The sequence below is a fragment of the Rhodoferax sp. GT1R46 genome, from assembly GCF_056521285.1.
This window is the reverse complement of sequence record NZ_JBWMBC010000008.1, coordinates 104,819-124,377: the sequence shown is the minus strand read 5'-3', so window position 1 is coordinate 124,377 and position 19,559 is coordinate 104,819. Positions and strand designations below refer to the sequence as shown.

Below are 19,559 nucleotides of genomic sequence, written 5' to 3'. Positions count from 1 at the left end.
GTCACCTGCTGGCCTGGGTTTTGTTGCTGGGCGATGATGCGGTTATGAAACCCATTAATGTCGCCCTCATTGGCTACGGAAACGCCGCCCGCATCTTTCATGCGCCCCTCATTAGTGGAGTGCCGGGCTTGCGTTTGGACTGTATTTGTTCGTCCAAGCCCCAAGCGGTGTTGGCGGACTGGCCTCAGGTCCGCGTCGTGAGCACCTCGCAAGCGGTTTTTACGGATCCGTCCATCGAACTGGTCGTTATCGCTACCGGCAATGAAAGCCACCACCCGCTGGCACGCGAAGCGTTGCTGGCGGGAAAGCATGTGGTGGTGGACAAGCCTTGCACCGTGACGCTGGCGCAAACACAGGAATTGCTGCAAATCGCCAAGGAGGCAGGCAAAGCGATGACCGTGTTCCAGAACAGGCGCTGGGACGCGGACTTTCTGGCCCTGCAACAAGTACTGGACAGCGGGGTGCTGGGCCGAATCGTATCTTTCGAATCCCATTTCGATCGTTACCGCCCGGTCGTGCCCGATCGCTGGCGCGAACAGAACCTGCCAGGTTCCGGATTGTGGTTTGACCTGGGCGCCCACCTGGTTGACCAGTGCCTGCAGCTGTTTGGTGCCCCTGATGACATTCAGGTGGATCTGGCATGTCAGCGTGACGGCGCACAGGTGAACGACTATTTCCACGCCCAGTTGCGGTATGCGAAACAGGACTCCACGCGCCATACCGGTCTGCGCGTGCTGTTGCATGCCAGCGCGCTGGTTCCGGCGGTGGGACCGCGTTTTGTTGTGCACGGCACACTGGGTTCCTTTGTGAAATATGGGCTGGATGTGCAGGAAGACGCGCTCAAGGCGGGTGGGCGGCCGCAATGGGGAGACACCTCAGCCTGGGGCCACGATCCGCTGGTGGGCAGCGTGACGACGCACACAGACCGTGGGCTGGTGGTCACACCAGCACCCGACCGGGCAGGCAACTACCTGGCCTATTACGCCCAACTGTGTGAGCACCTGCAAGGGCGCGCACCTGCGCCATCGGTAACCCCGGAACAGGTGGAAATGGCCATGCGGCTGCTGGCCCAGGGTGAGCACAGTGCGTCCCTTGGGCAGTTTGTATCGGTGGGTGCGCCTGTTGGCGTGGGCGGCTGGCTTTAGCCATTGCACGGAAGTACCCCTTTAAGGTGCGCTGCCAAGCGCAAAACCTTAAAATGCTCGGTTAACCCCGTGAGTGCCATGAACGCCCCTGTTGACGTCTCCTTTTTCGCGCGCGCCGCCAAGCCGCTGACCAGTTACCGCAAGTACTGGGCGGCCCGCTTTGGCACAGCCCCCATTTTGCCCATGAGCCGTGCCGAGATGGACAAGCTGGGTTGGGACAGCTGCGACATCGTGCTGGTTACCGGCGACGCCTATGTGGACCACCCCAGTTTCGGCATGGCGGTGATTGGCCGCATGCTCGAAGCCCAGGGCTTCCGGGTCGGCATCATTGCCCAGCCCGACTGGACCAGTGCCGAGGCCTTTAAAGCGCTTGGCAAGCCCAACCTGTTTTGGGGTGTGACCGCGGGCAACATGGATTCCATGATCAACCGCTACACCGCAGACCGCAAGATTCGCAGTGACGATGCCTACACCCCGGGTGATGTGGGTGGCAAGCGCCCCGACCGCGCCGCCATCGTCTACAGCCAGCGCTGTCGCGAGGCGTTCAAGGATGTGCCCATTGTTTTGGGCGGCATCGAAGGCTCTTTGCGCCGCATCGCCCACTACGACTACTGGAGCGATAAAGTGCGCCGCAGTATCGTGGTGGACGCCAAGTGCGACCTGCTGCTCTACGGCAATGCCGAACGCGCTATTGTCGAAATTGCCCACCGCCTGGGCGCGAAAGAACCGGTTCACAACATCACCGACGTGCGCGGCACGGCCTTTGTGCGTCGCCCGGACGACGAAACCGGCAAAGGCTGGTTTGAGATTGACTCCACCAGCGTGGATGAAGTTGGACGCGTCGAAGCCCACGTCAACCCCTACATGACCACCTCAGAGCAGGCGGCGTCTCAGGGCAGCACCTGTGCGAAAGAGGATGACGCCAAAGCCGTTGCGCAAGCCGCTGAAGCGCGTGGAGCGGCGTCTAGTGCTATTAATTCAATAGCTGCTCTCGCAGGTAATACGAGGGCTACAGCCATAAAAGGCTTAAAGCCAGAGGTGAATGCCAGCATTTCACCCATTACCTTCTTTGCCAACCCAGCCTTGCAAGGCAAGCTCAAAGTACCGCCGCGCGACCGTTCGGTCATCCGCCTGCCCAGCTACGAGCAGGTCAAGAGCGACCCTATCCTGTATGCCCACGCCAACCGCGTGTTGCATTTGGAGACCAACCCCGGCAACGCCCGCGCGTTGGTGCAAGCCCACGGCGAGGGCGTAACCGCACGCGACGTGTGGATCACCCCGCCGCCCATTCCGCTGACCACGGCCGAGATGGACTTTGTGTTCGATCTGCCTTACGCCCGCAGCCCGCACCCGGCCTATGCGGACGAGAATGGCAGCCACGAGCACACCACCAAGATCCCGGCGTGGGAGATGATTCGGTTCTCGATCAACATCATGCGCGGATGTTTTGGCGGCTGCACCTTTTGCTCCATCACCGAGCATGAGGGCCGCATCATCCAGAGCCGCTCGGAAGAGTCGATCATCAAAGAAATCGAGGATGTCCGCGACAAGGTGAAGGGCTTTACCGGCACCATTTCCGACCTGGGTGGCCCCACGGCCAATATGTACCGCCTGGGCTGCCGCACACCGGAGATTGAAGCCGCCTGCCGCAAGCCGAGCTGTGTCTATCCTGGCATTTGCCAGAACCTGACCACCAACCACGACCCGCTGATCAAGATCTACCGCCGCGGGCGTGCGCTCAAAGGTATTAAGAAAATTCTGATTGGCTCTGGTGTGCGCTACGACCTGGCAGTGCAGAGCCCTGAGTACGTGAAAGAACTGGTACAGCACCACGTGGGTGGCTACCTCAAGATTGCGCCCGAGCATACCGAGCAAGGCCCGCTGAGCAAGATGATGAAGCCGGGCATGGGCACCTACGACAAGTTCAAAACCCTGTTTGACAAGTTCACTGCAGAGGCCGGCAAAAAGCAGTTTTTGATTCCGTATTTCATCGCAGCCCATCCGGGCACCACCGATGAAGACATGATGAATCTGGCGGTGTGGCTGAAGAAAAATGGCTTTCGGGCCGACCAGGTGCAAACCTTTTATCCCAGCCCCATGGCCACCGCGACGGCGATGTACCACTCTGGTGTCAACCCCCTCAAGGGTGTTCACCGCGATGAACGTGGCGAAAAAGTGGACGTGGTGCGCGGCGAAAAGCGCCGCCGCCTGCACAAAGCCTTTTTGCGCTACCACGACTCCAACAACTGGCCGCTGCTGCGCGAGGCGTTGAAATCCATGGGCCGGGCCGACTTGGTGGGCAATGGCAAGCACCACCTGATTCCAACCTACCAGCCGCTGCCGGGCAGCTCTTACGACAGTGCGCGCAAGAAAAACTCCACTGCGCTGGGTGCCAAAACATCCGTAGCCTTGTCGTCAACCAAAGCGGCCCCGTCGGCCGTGTCAGCCACGCCCGTTAAAGGGCGCATGCTGACGCAGCATACCGGCTTGCCCCCACGCGACACCGGTGCGGGTCGCCTCGCCAGCAAATTGCCGCGCAAGCCGCGCTGAGATGTGCCTGTAGCCCCCGTGGGCTATGCGCAGATAGCTATTAAAACTATAGCAAATGACGGGTCATCAGTTCTGGAACTGTTCCGCGTCCGGGGTTGTATGCGTTGACTGCGTGTGGTGAAGCGAAGCCAATCGACAGGCCGCAGATCAGCTTGTAGTCCTTTGGCACATCAAACGCTTCACGCACGGGCCCACCCCACGTAGCCAGAGCGCCCTGCGCGCACGTGCCCAGCCCGTGTGCATGGGCCGACAGCATCAGCGTCTGGATGAAGATACCCGCATCCAGCACCGAGAACTCGCGCAGTCCGCTATGCGCAAACACGAAGATCACGGTGGGCGCGCCGAAGAATTCAAAGTTCCGGCGCATTTGCGCCTCGCGGGCGGCGTGGTCTTTGCGGCCGATGCCCAGCAACGCATACAGACCATGTCCCGTGGCACGGCGGCGCGGTTGCAGGTCGGGTGGATACTCAAAGTTGACCTTGAAATCACCGTCCGGCATGGCACCCGGTGTGGCCAGCAGTTGGAGTTTGCCCATCCATCCGCCGCGCTGGGCGACCATGCCCTGGTTGAACCGTGCAGTCAGTTCGGCAGCGAGTTTGTCGCGCGTGGGGCCAGTGGCGATGGCTATCCGGTAAGGCTGCGTGTTGGACCAGCTGGGTGCGTGGTTGGCGTCGGACAGCACCGCGTTCAGCACGTCTTCGGGAATAGGGGTGGGCAAGAAATCGCGCACGCTGCGCCGGGAGCGGATCAGCGTGGACAGGGTGTCTGCAGTGGATGGGATGTGCATGGGTCAGCCGGCGTCGGCAGTGTTAATGAATATTCTGGGCGCTACTCGCGACCATAGAGGCGACCGAATTGGGCGAGTCGCGCGGCGTGCAATGGCTCCACCTGATCCCAGTGAAAGCGCCACTCCCAGTAGCCTTCTGCCTGGCCCGGGCAGTTCATGCGGTGTTCTCCGCCCAGTCCCAGTACATCCTGCAACGGGTGAATGGCGGTGTTGGCTACACTGGCGCACGCAGCGCGGATCAGCTCCCAATGCATGCGATGGCCTTCAAGGTCACTGGAACCCAGGTAATCAAGGACATGCTGGCGCATGGCGGGTGAAATATCGGCCCACCAACCCTGCGTCGTGTCGTTGTCATGCGTGCCGGTGTAGACCACCGTGCTGGCCTCATAGTTGTGCGGCAGGTAGGGGTTGGCATTGTCATCGGCGGCGCCCTCTCCAAAGGCGAATTGCAGGATGCGCATGCCCGGCAACTCGAACGCGCGGCGCAGGGCATTCACCTCTTTGGTGATCACGCCCAGGTCCTCGGCAATGATGGGCAGGTCACCCAGCGCATCGCGGATTGCGTAAAACAACGCGGCGCCAGGGCCCGGTTGCCAGCGACCCTTGACGGCTGTGGGCTCCGTGGCGGGTATCTCCCAATATCCGGCAAAACCCCGAAAGTGGTCAATGCGAACAATGTCCACCAGTTCGAAAGTGCGCCGGATGCGCTCGATCCACCAGGCGTAGCCTTCATCCGCATGGGCACCCCAGCGGTACAGTGGGTTGCCCCAACGCTGACCCGTAGCGCTGAAAAAATCGGGCGGAACACCTGCGACCACGGTGGCGCGACCGTCTGAGTCCAGCTCAAACAACTCCGGACGAGCCCAGACTTCGGCACTTTGGTAGGCAATGAAAATGGGCGCATCGCCCACGATCTGGATGCCGCGGTTATTGGCATAGTGTTTGAGCCGCTGCCACTGGCTGAAAAAGCACCATTGGCAGAACTTCCAGAAGGCGATCTGCGATGCGTTGTCATTCCTGACCTGCTGCAAAGCCTGTTCCTGGCGTTGTGCCAGGGGTGCCGGCCAATCGCACCAGTCTTGCCAGTCTTGCAGTTCGGCGACTGTCATGAACAGGGCGTAGTCGTCGAGCCAGCTGGCGTGTTGCTGGCAAAAGGCCGCGAAGTCGGCCAGATCTTCTGAAGAACCTGCGTGCGCACATGTCTGTGCGAATGCCTGCGCGGCTTTGTGCAGGCGCTGCATGCGCCAGGGCACGACGGCTGCGTAGTTCACCCGAACATCGCTGAAATCTGGGACCGCTAGCAGATCGGCCGCGTCAAGCCAGCCGCGTTGCTGCAAGTTGGCCAGGTCAATCAGCAGCAGGTTGCCCGCAAACGCGGAACTGCTCATGTACGGCGAGTTACCGGGGCCAATGCCGCCCAGCGGCAGGATTTGCCACAGCTTTTGTCGGGCCGTGGCCAACCAGTCCACAAAATGGTAGGCCGTCGGCCCGAAGTCTCCGCTGCCATGGGGGCCAGGCAGGCTGGTCGGGTGGAGCAGAATGCCGCTGCGGCGGGGAAATATCATGGTGAACGGTGCTCAGTAGAAATGCACATCGGTACCGGCAGACACCAGCAATACGAGACTCTGCGCCGCAAGCGGGTAGGGTGTTTCGCCTTGCCCGTGCCAGTGGGCAATGCCACGCGGGTGTGCCGTGTCCAGGACGGCGCGCCACACGCCCGCCGGTAGCATGAAAGCATGCGCGACAGCCTCCGGGTTCACCAACAACAACACGGGGGCCTTGGCGCGCCCCGGCTTGCCGATCAGGCAGCCCAGCACACAGTCCCGCGTATCACTCCAGGCTTGCTCCGGTAACGGACCGCCACTCCGTTGCAGCCATGTCAAGTCGCCCAGACCGTTGCGGTCGGGCAGTCCGCTGTACCAGAGGTTTCCAAATGGAAGCGTCTGGCGGCGCAATGAAATGACCCATGCGGTGAAGTCGATCAGATCCAGGTCGGCATGGGCCCAGTCAATCCAGGTGGTTTCGTTGTCCTGGCAGTAGGCATTGTTGTTGCCGTTGCCGCTGTGTCCCAGTTCATCACCGGCGCACAGCATGGGTGTTCCCTGGGCCAGCAGGGTGGTGGCCAGCAAGGCGCGCTGGAGTCGACCGCGCATGGCGTTCACCGCCGGGTCGTCGGTGGGGCCCTCAATTCCGCAGTTAAAGCTGAGGTTATGGGCGTGTCCATCCCGGTTGTTCTCGCCGTTCGCCTCGTTGTGGCGCTCGTTGTAGCTCACCAGATCATTGAGCGTGAATCCATCATGCGACACCACGTAGTTGACCGACTCCGCCGGTGCACGCTGGCGTCTCTGGCGGTGCTGGTACAGGTCGGAAGAGCCGCACAGGCGCAGAGCGAATTGGTCGCGTGTGCGGGCCGGGTGGCCGCCATGCACCCAGAAACCGCGCATCACATCCCGAAAGTGGTCGTTCCATTCCAGCCAGCCGCGTGGGAATTGACCGACCTGGTAGCCGCCTGGACCGATATCCCAGGGTTCGGCAATCATCTTGACCCGCGACAACACCGGATCCTGAGCGATTGCGGTAAAAAAAGCGCCTCCACGCTCGAACCCATGGTCTCCGCGACCCAGGATGGGCGCGAGGTCAAAACGAAAGCCATCCACATGCATATCCGTGACCCAGTAGCGCAGACTGTCCATGACCAATTGCAGGACCCGGGGATGGCGTATGTCCAGCGTGTTGCCACAACCACTGAAGTTCTCGTAGAGAGCCCGGTTATCTGGCTGCAACCGGTAGTAGCTCGCGTTATCCAGACCCCGAAAACTCAGATTAGGGCCGTTTTCGTCGGACTCGGCGGTATGGTTGTAAACCACATCCAGCATCACTTCAATGCCTTGGGCATGAAGCGCCTTGACCATATTGCGAAATTCGTCCCGTGCGTCCGCCCCGTGTTGCCCTGCGGCCATGTGCGGGTTGATGGCAAAAAAAGCGAGGGTGTTGTAGCCCCAGTAGTTGACCAGTCCCATGGCGACCAGCCGTTCTTCATCGAGAGCGTAGTGCACCGGCAGCAGGCTGACCGTCGTCACTCCCAGCCGCTTGATGTGGGCAATGGACGCGTCTTCCGCCAAGCCTGCGTAGGTTCCGTGCAGGGGCTCGGCAACGCGCCGGTTCGTTTTCGAAAAACCTTTGACGTGGAGTTCGTACAGCACGGTGTCTTGGCGGGAAACCATCGGCGGTGTGTCCTCTCCCCAGTCATAGTCGTCCAGCACGACCCGTGACTTCAAGGCACTGCCCGCGTTGTCCCGCATGTCCATTTGCTGCGGGTGGTCCCGGTCAGCAGCAAAGTGGGCGTCCTGCCAACTGAATGCGCCCACCACCTCACGGGTGTACGGATCCAGCAAAAGTTTGAATGGATTGAAGCGGTGCCCCTGGTCGGGTTGCCACAGGCCGTGTGCGCGATATCCATAGACAAGGCCTGGTCCGCCTCCGGGTAAATAGCCATGCCAGACGTCGTTGGTATGGTTGGATAGCGCCAGCCGGGCGAGCTCCACCGTGCCGGCTTCATCAAAAAGGCACAGTTCGATAGCCTGCGCGTGGGCGGAGAAAACGGCAAAGTTGACGCCCTTGCCATCACAACTGGAACCCAGTGGCCAGGGACGACCCGGTTGCAGTGCGGGGGTCAGGGCTTCCATACCAGCATCACGGTGGCCAGAGGCGCCAGGGTCAACAGCACGGAATAGGGTTTGCCGTGCCACCCCATGGGCTCTGCGGTCGCCGCGCCCCATGGAGTCCCGGTGTTGCTGCCTCCGTAATGGCTTGAGTCCGTGTTGAGGCACTCCCGGTAGACACCGGGCGTGGGGACGCCAATACGGTACCCCTGATGGACGGTGGGCGTGAAGTTGCACACCACGACGATGAAGGTATCTGGATCGGTTCCACGACGGATGAAACTCAGCACGGAATGAGCCGCATCCTGATGGTCGATCCACTCGAATCCTTCCTGCACGAAATCAAGCTGGTACAGCGCGGGTGTTGTGCAGTACAGACGGTTCAGGTCGCGCACCAGGCGCTGCACGCCCGCGTGCTGGGGGTTCTCCAGCAAATGCCAGTCCAGGCTCTGGTCATGGTTCCATTCGCGCTCCTGGGCAAATTCACATCCCATGAACAACAGCTTCTTGCCGGGGTGCGCCCACATGAAGCCCAGGTAGGCACGCAGGTTGGCCAGTTGTTGCCAGCGGTCCCCAGGCATCTTGCGCAGCAGCGAGCCTTTTCCGTGCACCACTTCGTCATGAGAAATGGGCAGTACAAAGTTCTCCGTAAATGCGTAGGCCATGCCAAACGTCATGTCGTTCTGGTGGTGCTTGCGGTACACCGGGTCACGCGCCATGTACTGCAGGGTGTCGTGCATCCAGCCCAGGTTCCATTTGTAGTGAAAACCCAGACCACCGGCATAAGTAGGGCGTGACACAGCGGGAAATGCGGTGGACTCTTCTGCCAGCGTGATGGCCTCGGGGCGCTCGCTTCCAATCACCTCGTTCATGCGCTTCAGAAAAGCGATACTTTCCAAGTTTTCGCGCCCGCCATGCTGGTTGGGAATCCATTCACCGGGTTCGCGGCTGTAATCGCGGTACAGCATGGAGGCCACGGCATCCACGCGTAGCCCGTCCACGCCGTAGCGTTCCAGCCAGTACAAGCCATTTCCGATCAGGAAGTTGCGCACCTCGGTGCGGCCCAGGTTGTAGATCAGCGTGTTCCAGTCGTTATGAAAACCCTCACGCGGATCGGCATATTCATACAAATGGGTGCCATCAAAGTTGGCCAGGCCATGGGCATCGGTGGGGAAGTGCGCGGGCACCCAGTCCAGCAGCACACCAATGCCTGCCGCATGGCAGGACTTCACAAAACGTACAAAGCCTTCGGCATCGCCAAAACGCGAAGTCGGTGCGTACAGACCAATGGGCTGGTAACCCCAGGACCCGTCAAATGGGTGCTCGCTGATGGGCATCAACTCCAGGTGGGTGAACCCCATGTCCTGCGTGTACGGCACCAGTAACTCTGCCAGCTCATCCCAGTTGGGCCAGCGCTGCGATCCGTCAGACGCCACAATGCGCCTCCACGAGCCGAGGTGCACTTCATAAATGCTCATGGGCGCGTCCAGCGCGTTGGCCTGTCGTCGCTGATCGGATGAGGCCACCAGTGGCGGCATGGCCGCCACAATGCTGGCCGTAGCCGGGCGCAATTCGGCCTGCCGGGCATAGGGATCGGCGCGGGCAACCAGCAGGTGACCATCGCCGGAATGCATCTCGAATTTGTACTTGGCGCCTACCGATACATCCGGCAGAAACAGTTCCCATACCCCGCATTCACGGCGCAGCAGCATGGGGTTACGGCGACCGTCCCATTCATTGAAATCGCCTATCACGCTGACGCCAGACGCATTGGGTGCCCATACGGCAAATGCGGTGCCGGCTACGCCATGAATGACCCGGGGGTTGGCGCCCAAAATCTCATAGGGCCGCAGATGCGTGCCCTCCCGAAGGAGCCAGACATCCATGTCGCCGAGCACGGCGAAGGGCGTACTCAGTGTGCGGGGGGCTTGATGTTCCATATCTGGGCAGCGTATTCGCGGATGGTGCGGTCAGAGGAAAAAGCGCCCATACCGGCCACGTTGGCAATGGCCCGCTCAACCCACTGCGTGGGCTGACGGTACAGATCATCCACCCGGGATTGCGCGGCGACATAGGATTCGTAGTCGGCCAGCAACAAGTAGTGGTCTCCACCCCACAGCAAGGAATCAATCAAGGCACGATAGCGCCCCGGATCGTCCGGAGAAAACTGGCCGCCAAGAATCGCGTCCAGCACCGCCTTGAGTTGGGGCAGGCGTTCGCTGTAGCGCAACGGTTGATAGCCAATTTGCCTCAGATGACGTACTTCCGGCGTTTTCAGCCCGAAGATAAAGATGTTGTCATCGCCCACGTTCTGGCGGATTTCAATGTTGGCGCCGTCATCGGTGCCGATGGTGAGTGCACCATTAAGCGCCAACTTCATGTTGCCGGTGCCGGATGCTTCAGTACCTGCAGTAGAAATCTGCTCTGACAAATCGGCGCCCGGCATGATGATTTCGGCCACTGAAACCCCATAGTTGGGGATAAAGATCAGTTTGAGTTTGTCGCCCACACGCGGGTCATTGTTGATGATGCTGCCCACGTCGTGAATCAGCCGGATGATGGATTTTGCCGTGTCGTACGACGATGCAGCCTTGCCCGCCAGGATCACGGTTCTGGGGACCCAGTCCGCACCCGGATTGGCCAGAATGGCCTGGTAACGGGTAACCACATGCAGCACATTAAGCAACTGGCGCTTGTATTCGTGGATCCGTTTCACCTGCACGTCGAATAAGCTGTCCGGGTTGACCTTGAAGCCGGTGGTTCGCTCAATGTAGGCGGCCAGTCGCACCTTGTTGGCGCGTTTGATCGCCCGGAACTTGCTGTTGAAAATAGGGTCGGTCCGATAGCCGTTCAGGCGCTTGAGCTCTTCCAGATCCAGCCTCCAGGCCCTTCCAAGCGTGCTATCCAGCAGGTCTGACAAGCCGGGGTTGGCCTGCGCCAGCCAGCGCCGCGGCGTAACGCCATTGGTCATGTTGGTAAAACGGTCGGGCCACAGGTCCGCAAAGTCGGCAAAAATGGTCTGTACCAGCAGGTTCGAATGCAATACCGACACGCCATTGACTTTGTGGCTGCCCACAACAGAAAGGTGCGCCATGCGTACACGGCGCTCACCGTGTTCGTCAATCAGGGAGAGACGGGCGAGGTATGCGTTGTCGTCCGGGCGGTGAAGCGCCGCAAGCGCCAAAAATTCCTTGTTGATCCGAAAAATGATTTCCAGATGGCGCGGCAATACATGCTGCATCAGGCTCACCGGCCAGGTTTCCAGGGCTTCGGGCATCAGCGTGTGGTTGGTGTACGAAAAAGTCGTGCAGCACAGCTGCCACGCCTGGTCCCAAGGCATCTGATGCTCGTCGCAGAGCAGACGCATCAATTCCGCCACACCGATGGCTGGATGGGTGTCGTTGAGGTGAATGGCAACCCTGTCGGCCAGATTGTCCAGTGTGGGGTGTTCCCCCAGATGTCGCTTCACCAGGTCCTGTATTGACGCGGCAACAAAGAAGTACTCCTGTTTGAGGCGCAGTTCGCGCCCGGCGGGCGTGCTGTCGTTGGGGTACAGAACCCACGAGATGTTCTCAAATTCATTTTTGATACTCGCGGCACGGGCGTAGTCACCGGTGTTGAAGGCACCAAGGTCAATGTGCGCGGGCGCCACAGCTTTCCAGAGACGCAACGTGCTGACGTGCTCGGTACCATGGCCCGGTACCACCATGTCGTAGGCCTTGGCCGCCACTTCCCCGGCGTGCCGCCAGGTGGCTGTGCCGTTCACGTGTTCAACCCAGCCACCAAACCGCACAGGGTAGGCAATCTCGGCTCGGGGAAACTCCCACGGTGTGCCGTCCTGCAACCAGGGGTCAGGGTATTCAACCTGCACGCCGTTCTGGATTTCTTGCGCGAACATGCCGTATTCGTAGCGGATTCCGTATCCAAACGACGGCAGACCGAGTGTTGCCATGGAATCCAGAAAACAGGCTGCCAGACGTCCAAGACCACCGTTGCCCAGCGCTGCATCAGGCTCCTTGTCGGCGACGTCCTCCATGGTCTGGGCATGTTGCTCCAGGCCCTGAGCGGCGCCGCCTGTCAAGTTCAGAGACGCAAGGGCATTGGATAAAGTGCGCCCCATCAGGAACTCCATGGACAGATACACCACGCGACGGGCCTTGTCTGCGCGCTCCTGCGCCTGGGTCTCCACCCACCGCCGCGACAGCTGCTGGCGCGCCACTTGAGCCACCGCCTGCATCAGGTCAGTGCGACTGGCTTCCTCCGATGCGACGCCAACCGTGCTTAAAAGATGTTCTTCAATTTGGGCGGCGAGGGCATGTTTGGCGATCGGTGAAATGGGAGACACGGTGAAATCCTTTAGTTTCGAGTCAGGTTCAAGAATAGCAGCAAGGATCGAGCCATTTGCCAACGCAATTTGATTCTCGCACGGGGGGAGGGCAGTCATACCGATTTGCGGTGGTGGGTAGGTGGGCATTAAGATGCCGGTGTGTGTCCCAATTGCGCTGAAAACGAGAACCCGTATGAACCGAACCGAGCGTGCACAAAATCTTGAACTGCCCAAACGCGCCATGGCCTTGGTGCTGGCGGGGGGACGAGGAAGTCGTCTGATGAACTTGACCGATCGCAGGGCCAAGCCCGCGGTTTATTTCGGGGGCAAGTTTCGTATCGTGGATTTTGCGCTATCGAATTGTCTGAACTCGGGCATTCGCCGTATCGGCGTCATCACCCAGTACAAATCGCACAGTTTGCTCAGGCACCTGCAACGTGGCTGGGCATTTTTGAAATCTGAAATGAACGAGTTTGTCGACCTGATGCCGGCACAGCAGCGAAATGACGACGAGAGCTGGTACCGCGGCACCGCAGACGCGGTCTACCAGAATCGCGACATTCTGGAGAGTTATCGACCCGACTTCATTGTTGTCTTGGCAGGTGACCATGTTTACAAAATGAACTACGCCCTGATGCTGGCGGACCACGTTGAAAAAGGGCGTAACTGCACCGTAGCCTGCATTGCGGTGCCACGCAGCGAAGCCAGCGCCTTCGGCGTCATGGCGGTCGACGCAGACAGCAAGGTGACTGACTTTCTGGAGAAACCGGCCGATCCGCCAGCCATGCCAGACCAGCCAGAGTTGTCATTGGCCAGCATGGGCATCTACATCTTTAACGCCGACTATCTTTACAAGGAACTGGCGCGGGACATGGCGGACCCGGGGTCAAGCCACGACTTTGGCAAAGACATCATTCCGCACGCGGTTCGCCATGGCGACGTTGCAGCACATCCGTTTGAACTGAGTTGCGTGCCAGGAAGCGATGTGGATGATGCGCCGTACTGGCGTGACGTAGGCACGATCGATGCCTACTGGGACGCCAACATGGATCTGACTGCGACCGAGCCCCAGCTCAACCTCTACGATCGTCGCTGGCCAATCATGACCTACCAGGACCAGCTGCCACCCGCCAAGTTTGTCCACAACCAGGATGATCGTCGCGGTATGGCTATTGAATCGATGGTCTCGGGCGGCTGCATTGTGTCGGGCCATGTGTTCAGGTCGGTCCTGTTCTCGAGTGTTCGGGTTCACTCCTATTCCACCGTCAACTGGTCGGTTCTATTGCCGGCAGTCCAGATAGGGCGTGGTGCCCGCTTGAACCGGGTCGTGGTGGACCGGGGTGTCAGCATTCCCGATGGAATGGTGATTGGTGAAGATCCGGTGCTTGACGCTGAACGCTTTCATCGCAGCGCCAACGGCATCACACTGGTGACTTCCGACATGCTGGCGAAAATTGCCATATGAAGGTATTGCATGCTGCGGCGGAGGTGTTTCCACTGGTCAAAACGGGAGGCCTCGCCGATGTGGTGGGTGCGCTACCCGAGGCGCTGATCGCAGCGGGTGCGGACGTCCGGCTTGTGCTACCCGGTTTCCCCGCCATTCTTGCGGGCATTGAAGAACAGAGCGTGGTGTGTGAACTGGGGGCCGTGTTTGGCGCAGGCCGTGTGACGCTGCGACTCGGACGCATGGCGCACAACGGTGTTGCCGCCTACGTGATCGATGCCCCCTACCTCTATCAGCGTGCAGGCAACCCCTATCACACTCCCGACGGCCAGGAATGGCCAGACAACCTGCAGCGTTTTGCGTTGCTGGGCTGGGTCGCGGCCCATCTGGCTGCCGGTGAGCTGGACCCGGAGTGGAAACCTGAGGTGTTGCACGCGCATGACTGGCATGCTGCCATGGCGTGTGCCTACCTGGCTTGTCGCCCGGGTACAGGTACCGCCACGGTGTACACCATTCACAATCTGGCCTACCAGGGATTGTTTGATTCCGGTGACTTTCATTTGCTGGGTTTGCCATCACGCCTGATGGTGCCTGGCGGCCTCGAATACCACGGGCAACTGTCGTTCATGAAAGCCGGTCTGAAATACGCGCAGCGTGTGACAACGGTCAGCCCAAACTACGCGCGGGAAATTGCAACCGTAGAGTTCGGCTGCGGTCTGGACGGGGTGATTCGGGCACGCAGTGCGGAGGTTTCGGGCATCCTGAATGGTGTGGATGGTGGCGTTTGGGATCCCGCCCATGACGCCTTGATTGCGGCGCCCTATTCAGCTACAGGCCTGAGTGGCAAGGCACGCTGCAAAGCGGCCCTGCAGCAGGAGATGGGACTCCACCCGGATCCTGATGCACCCTTGTTTGGAGTCGTCAGCCGGCTCACGTCACAAAAGGGGTTGGACCTGATTCTGGCCGCATTACCCGTGCTGCTGGAAGGCCCTGTTGCCAAAGGTGCCCAGCTGGCGGTTCAGGGCAACGGCGATTCCGCGCTGGAGGCTGCGTTTGAAGCGGCCACCTTGGCGTACCCCGGTCGGGTAGCGGTTCGGCTAGCGTATGACGAGCACCTTGCCCACCGAATCATTGCCGGAGCGGACGCCATGCTGGTGCCTTCCCGTTTTGAGCCCTGCGGTCTGACGCAGCTCTATGCACTGCGCTACGGTACCGTACCCGTGGTACGCAACATAGGTGGTTTGGCCGATACGGTGGTGGACGCTTCCGACGATGCGATGCAAGCGGACATTGCCACCGGGTTCATGTTTGGCCCCGCTACGACTGTAGCGCTGGGACAAGCGATGACGCGGACCGTCAACGCTTACCGCAATACAGCACTTTGGCGCCAACTGATGCTGCGTGGCATGGCCCAAAACTACTCCTGGGAACACGCTGCAAGAGAGTACATCGCGTTGTACGAGGACGCAGTTCTGGCGCTGAAGTCGGAACAGACCACCTGACGTCTGGCCTACGCCAGGGTGTGCAGGGGAATGTCTTTGTCGGCCGCCAACTCGTCGAGTTGCTTGCGCGTTTGAGTCAGGAAAAAAGCGGCTGTGCTCTGGTGTGACTCCGGGGCAAACATGGCCACGATGCCGGAGTTTTTCAAGCCGACTGCAGCACCCAGTGCCGCGGCGAAATGGGGCTCCAGTGCCGCTACGGCTACGCGACCGTCCTTGCAGGGGTAAACGCGATAACCCGCGTGGCCTCCGCCCACGGCCGCACCGGGTTTGGTCAACCCCCAACTGCGCGGCAGGGCCAGGTACGCTGCAGCATCTGACAGGGCCACTTCAAATCGCGCGCCTTTGCCTTTTTGCAGTTGATTCAGGCGCGCCTTGAGCACCGCTTCGGATGCCATGAGCGAGCCGCCCATGTCCGCGTACAGGGTCGGAGGCAACTCCAGACCTCCCACCAGATTGTTTTCCGCCAGATAGGTCAGGTCATGGCCGGGCTCCTCGGCCCGAAGCCCCGGTGAACCAAAAATCGCGACCAGTGACAGATTGGGATAGAGCTTGTGCAGCACCTTCCACTCCAGCCCCAGTTTATTTAGAGCCGATGGACGAAAGGAAGTCATCAGCACATCTGTTTTGGCCAGTTCACGGTGCAGGGCTATTTGACCTTTTTCCGACTTGAGATCCGCTGTAGCAATGCGGACACCTGCGTGCAACACATCGTAGGCTGTGCGGTTGTACAGCCCCATGGGGTCGCCGGACGTGCCCTTCGGTGCGCTAGGGTGCGCTGGCGGTTCGAGCTTGACGCACTTGGCGCCCATCTGCTGGCAGCGCATCAGTGCGGCTGGACCTGGCAGGTTCAGCGCCAGGCTCAGGATGCGAACGCCCTTGAGCGGACGGATCGGTTTGGGAGTGGCGGCGGGAGACGGAGTGGTGGCCATAAATGGTAAGAAAGAGTGAAATTTTTTTGTTATGAATTTGGAAGCTGCCTGCGCATATTCCACGGGGGCTACAGCATGTTTTCTTCTGTATTTATGGGGATGCGGCTCATCAGTTGGGGCAACCACTCCCTGCACCAGAGCAGAGCATCCTCTTCGGGCTGGACGCTCGCGAGCGAATCCAGGCAACACATAGGAGCCACCGGATGGGCTCCGAGGTCTTGCAGCCGCTCGTCAAAGCGCTTGCCGCCACCGCAAAACGTTTCCCCGTAACTGCTGTCGCCCAGCGCAATCACGCCATAGTGCACATGGCCCAGGTAGCGCGCCTGGGCATCCATGGCAAGGTAAAAAGCCTGGGCGTTGTCAGGCAAGTCGCCAGAACCCGTGGTGGAAGTGCAGATCAAAAAGGCACCTGGTCGGTCGAACACCTCCATGGTCAGCTCGTCCATGGGCAGTACAGTGATGTTGGCGGAAAAGTCGTCCGCAGACATCTGGATGGCTTGGGCCACGCTAAGGGCGTTGCCGTGAACCGTGCCGACAAGGATGGTGAGTTGCATGGGTGGGCGTCAAGGAGTCTTGCTGACGATGATAATGGCAGTTCTTCCATTCGCTTTTTCCGATCCGCAAGGTGGACCTTTGAACAACGACCAGCTCGACTTTGCCTTCGTGGCGGACCTGCCCACAGCGCCCATTCACTCCAAAAAACGGGCTTCACGCAGCAAACCTGTGGCGCCAGCATCTGATTTGGCTTTGACACACATCCCCGAAACTGGCCCTGCGCTGGAAACCAGTGCGGCTAGTAGCGCCGTCGGTGCCGCGCCAGCCATTCTTCCGGTGACGGCCGGAGATGCGGAGTCCATCGCCAACACGCTGGACGCCCACCCGGACTACCGCGTGCTGCGCCGTTTGCAGCCGCGATTGCAATGGCCGCAGGCAGGAGAGGGGCAGGGTGTTTGTCGTGTCATCGTGCTCGATACCGAGACGACCGGTCTGGACCCGTCCAGGGAAAAGATCATTGAGCTCGCCCTGTTGCGCATAGACGTTGACATGGCGACTGGCATGCCAGTGGGCTCGGTGCAGGTCTACGATGGGCTGGAAGACCCTGGCATTCCCATCCCCAAGGAAATTGAGGGCATTACGGGCATCAACAACGACATGGTTCGCGGACAGCGCCTGGACGAAGACCGTATTGCGGCGCTGCTGGACGGTGTGGACCTGGTGATTGCACACAACGCCGGATTCGATCGGCCCTTCGCAGAGGCGCGCATTCCCCGTTTTCAGCAGCTGGCATGGGCCTGCTCATTTGCTGATATTGGCTGGAAAGACCACGGACGCAGCTCCGCCAAACTGGAAAATCTGGCGCTGGAGATGGGCTGCTTTTACGACGCCCACCGCGCCGAGATGGACTGCCACGCGCTGTTGGCGGTGCTGGCGATGCCCTTGCCCAAACTGGCACACACGGGGCTGGCGCATCTGATCAGCCAAGGCAGCAAGCCCAGTTACCGCCTGCAGGCCACCAACGCGCCGTTTGACGCAAAGGACCAGCTCAAATCCCGTGGCTACCGCTGGAATGCCGACCAGAAAGTCTGGCACACCCGTATTGGCGATGCCGATGCGCTGCGGGAAGAATGCGAATGGCTGAAGGAAAAGGTCTACCACCAGCGCAACGCCGTGGTGCAGATCGAGAAGCTGGATGCGGGCGTTCGCTACTCCAGCCGCAGCGGCGAAGTGGTCCACCAGCAACTATGACAAGCACTACCGCGTCCACGCCCGCCATGTTCGTACTAGGCATCCAGATCGCCCGAGCCCGCAAGGTTGTTATCTCCGGCCGGTCCATTCTCACAGGCATCCACAAGACGCCGGTAGGCGGACCGGTGGTTGTTGCCGCGCTGGGCTTGCAGGGCGACGAGCAAGCCGATTTATCGGTGCATGGGGGGCTGGACAAGGCGGTATATGCCTACCCGGCGGAGCACTACGACTTCTGGCGGGACGCCCGCCAACAGGCCGGCGTGGCCGATATCGATACCCAGCTGGCCTACGGCGCTCTGGGAGAGAACCTGACGTTGCAGGGTCTGCTGGAAGCCGATGTGTGGGTCGGTGATGTGCTGCGATTTACGGATTGCGAACTGCGCGTGACCCAGCCCCGTGAACCCTGCTACAAGTTCAATGCGGCCATGGGCTTCAATATGGCGTCCAAGCTCATGGCAAAAAGCGGTTTTTGTGGCTTTTACCTGGCAGTGGACGTGCCCGGCACTATTCGGTCAGGCGAACCGTTTGAACTGCTTGCAGGGTCGCGACGCCTCGGCATTCCCGAGAGTTTCAAAGCCAAGATGTTCAAGCATTTGCGCTGAGATCTTTCAACAAGGGTGGGCTGGCCAGCACCATCAGCACCGCGGCAATCGGGACCGTAGCGTAAAACCCGATTGAGCGGAAGGCGAGGGCGCCCACAATTCCGCCCGTGAAAAATAGGCCCAGAATGGCCGCATGAATGGCCAGGCGGTCGTGATCTGCCTTGACGAAATGGGCTGCATTGGCTTTCTGGGAGTGGTTCCAGTACAGCATACGACCCAGTTCAATGCCCAGATCCGTCGCGATACCCGTCATGTGAGTCGTTCGGATGACCGCGCTTGAAATCTTGGTAACGATGGCATTTTGAAGCCCCATGATGAAGCACAGGATGAGCACGGTGGTGGGCACAAATACTTCAATCAGGACATTCAGATTGGCGCCGAGCAGGCCAAAGGTGAGGAGCAACACCGCTTCCAGCATCAGGGGAAGTGCATATTCGCCATGCATGTGCCGGCGACGCGCCCAGTTAATCAGAATGGCCGTGGTGGCCGCGCCCGATACAAAAGCCAGAAGAAAGGCCATACCCGCCAATGCAAGTGCCACATTGCCCAGAACCAGATCGTCCGCCACTTCCGACACGATGCCCGTCATGTGGGACGTGTAGCGCTTGACCGCCAGAAAACCGCCTGCGTTGACCGCGCCCGCCACAAAGGCCAAGACGCCCCCGAGTTGCCGGTTGCTGCGCTGGGTGCGCGAGTTGGAAACGAGTCGATAGAACATCTATGTGCAGTTTGCCTCAGTGGCAAGATTCGCGTAATGGTCGAATCATATGAAAAGTCATGGGGATTCCATTGTGCGCGGCTTCCGGCTCCTTGCGCGCCGAGGCCACCAGTTGAAGTGGTCAATCTGGACAAGACACAGCGTAAT

Annotated in this window: 14 protein-coding genes; 6 read left to right on the top strand and 8 right to left on the bottom strand. The window is 60.1% G+C overall.

The window, feature by feature from the left end; genetic code table 11:
• Positions 1-44: 44 nt before the first annotated feature.
• Together AC097W_RS16790 and AC097W_RS16785 are read left to right on the top strand one after the other, a co-directional pair.
• Entirely contained in the window at positions 45-1,145 is a 1,101-nt protein-coding gene (locus AC097W_RS16790) for an oxidoreductase (RefSeq protein WP_479603770.1), read from the top strand.
• 78 nt (positions 1,146-1,223) lie between these two features.
• Positions 1,224-3,695 carry a YgiQ family radical SAM protein gene (locus AC097W_RS16785; protein WP_479603769.1) on the top strand — a complete coding sequence of 824 codons (2,472 nt, stop codon included), beginning with the start codon at positions 1,224-1,226 and terminating at the stop codon, positions 3,693-3,695.
• Positions 3,696-3,741: 46 nt separating this feature from the next.
• On the opposite strand, the gene AC097W_RS16780 is transcribed toward AC097W_RS16785, so the two are convergent.
• The 5 genes from AC097W_RS16780 to AC097W_RS16760 are packed head-to-tail and all read right to left on the bottom strand — an operon-like array spanning position 3,742 to position 12,489.
• Complete coding sequence (locus tag AC097W_RS16780) at positions 3,742-4,482, bottom strand: nitroreductase (RefSeq protein ID WP_479603768.1); 741 nt, start codon at positions 4,480-4,482, stop codon at positions 3,742-3,744.
• Between the two features lie 41 nt (positions 4,483-4,523).
• Positions 4,524-6,047: a 4-alpha-glucanotransferase gene (malQ, locus tag AC097W_RS16775; RefSeq protein ID WP_479603767.1), complete on the bottom strand. Its 1,524-nt coding sequence runs from the start codon at positions 6,045-6,047 to the stop codon at positions 4,524-4,526.
• A gap of 12 nt (positions 6,048-6,059) precedes the next feature.
• Positions 6,060-8,168 carry a glycogen debranching protein GlgX gene (gene glgX, locus AC097W_RS16770; RefSeq protein WP_479603766.1) on the bottom strand — a complete coding sequence of 703 codons (2,109 nt, stop codon included), beginning with the start codon at positions 8,166-8,168 and terminating at the stop codon, positions 6,060-6,062.
• Complete coding sequence (glgB, locus tag AC097W_RS16765; RefSeq protein WP_479603765.1) at positions 8,156-10,084, bottom strand: 1,4-alpha-glucan branching protein GlgB; 1,929 nt, start codon at positions 10,082-10,084, stop codon at positions 8,156-8,158. Before glgB ends, glgX begins: the two co-directional genes overlap by 13 nt.
• Positions 10,057-12,489 (bottom strand): glycogen/starch/alpha-glucan phosphorylase, encoded by a 2,433-nt coding sequence (locus tag AC097W_RS16760; RefSeq protein ID WP_479603764.1) that lies wholly within the window; start codon positions 12,487-12,489, stop codon positions 10,057-10,059. The genes glgB and AC097W_RS16760 overlap by 28 nt, the downstream gene beginning before the upstream one ends.
• Positions 12,490-12,664: 175 nt before the next feature.
• Here AC097W_RS16760 and glgC point away from each other — a divergent pair, with 175 nt between their 5' ends.
• Both glgC and glgA read left to right on the top strand, forming a co-directional pair.
• On the top strand, positions 12,665-13,936 hold the full coding sequence (gene glgC / locus AC097W_RS16755; protein WP_479603763.1) for a glucose-1-phosphate adenylyltransferase: 1,272 nt from the start codon (positions 12,665-12,667) through the stop codon (positions 13,934-13,936).
• Positions 13,933-15,417, top strand: coding sequence for a glycogen synthase GlgA (gene glgA, locus AC097W_RS16750; protein WP_479603762.1), 1,485 nt, complete (start codon positions 13,933-13,935; stop codon positions 15,415-15,417). Before glgC ends, glgA begins: the two co-directional genes overlap by 4 nt.
• 8 nt (positions 15,418-15,425) lie before the next feature.
• On the opposite strand, the gene AC097W_RS16745 is transcribed toward glgA, so the two are convergent.
• Together AC097W_RS16745 and AC097W_RS16740 are read right to left on the bottom strand one after the other, a co-directional pair.
• Complete coding sequence (locus tag AC097W_RS16745) at positions 15,426-16,346, bottom strand: CoA transferase (protein WP_479603761.1); 921 nt, start codon at positions 16,344-16,346, stop codon at positions 15,426-15,428.
• Positions 16,347-16,414: 68 nt separating this feature from the next.
• Positions 16,415-16,900 carry a flavodoxin domain-containing protein gene (locus tag AC097W_RS16740; protein WP_479603760.1) on the bottom strand — a complete coding sequence of 162 codons (486 nt, stop codon included), beginning with the start codon at positions 16,898-16,900 and terminating at the stop codon, positions 16,415-16,417.
• Between the two features lie 34 nt (positions 16,901-16,934).
• Here AC097W_RS16740 and AC097W_RS16735 point away from each other — a divergent pair, with 34 nt between their 5' ends.
• Both AC097W_RS16735 and AC097W_RS16730 read left to right on the top strand, forming a co-directional pair.
• Entirely contained in the window at positions 16,935-18,092 is a 1,158-nt protein-coding gene (locus tag AC097W_RS16735; protein WP_479603759.1) for a 3'-5' exonuclease, read from the top strand.
• Positions 18,089-18,694: an MOSC domain-containing protein gene (locus AC097W_RS16730; RefSeq protein WP_479603758.1), complete on the top strand. Its 606-nt coding sequence runs from the start codon at positions 18,089-18,091 to the stop codon at positions 18,692-18,694. Before AC097W_RS16735 ends, AC097W_RS16730 begins: the two co-directional genes overlap by 4 nt.
• Here AC097W_RS16730 and AC097W_RS16725 read toward each other — a convergent pair.
• Positions 18,678-19,412 (bottom strand): YoaK family protein, encoded by a 735-nt coding sequence (locus tag AC097W_RS16725; RefSeq protein ID WP_479603757.1) that lies wholly within the window; start codon positions 19,410-19,412, stop codon positions 18,678-18,680. The genes AC097W_RS16730 and AC097W_RS16725 overlap by 17 nt on opposite strands.
• Between the last annotated feature and the right edge of the window lie 147 nt (positions 19,413-19,559).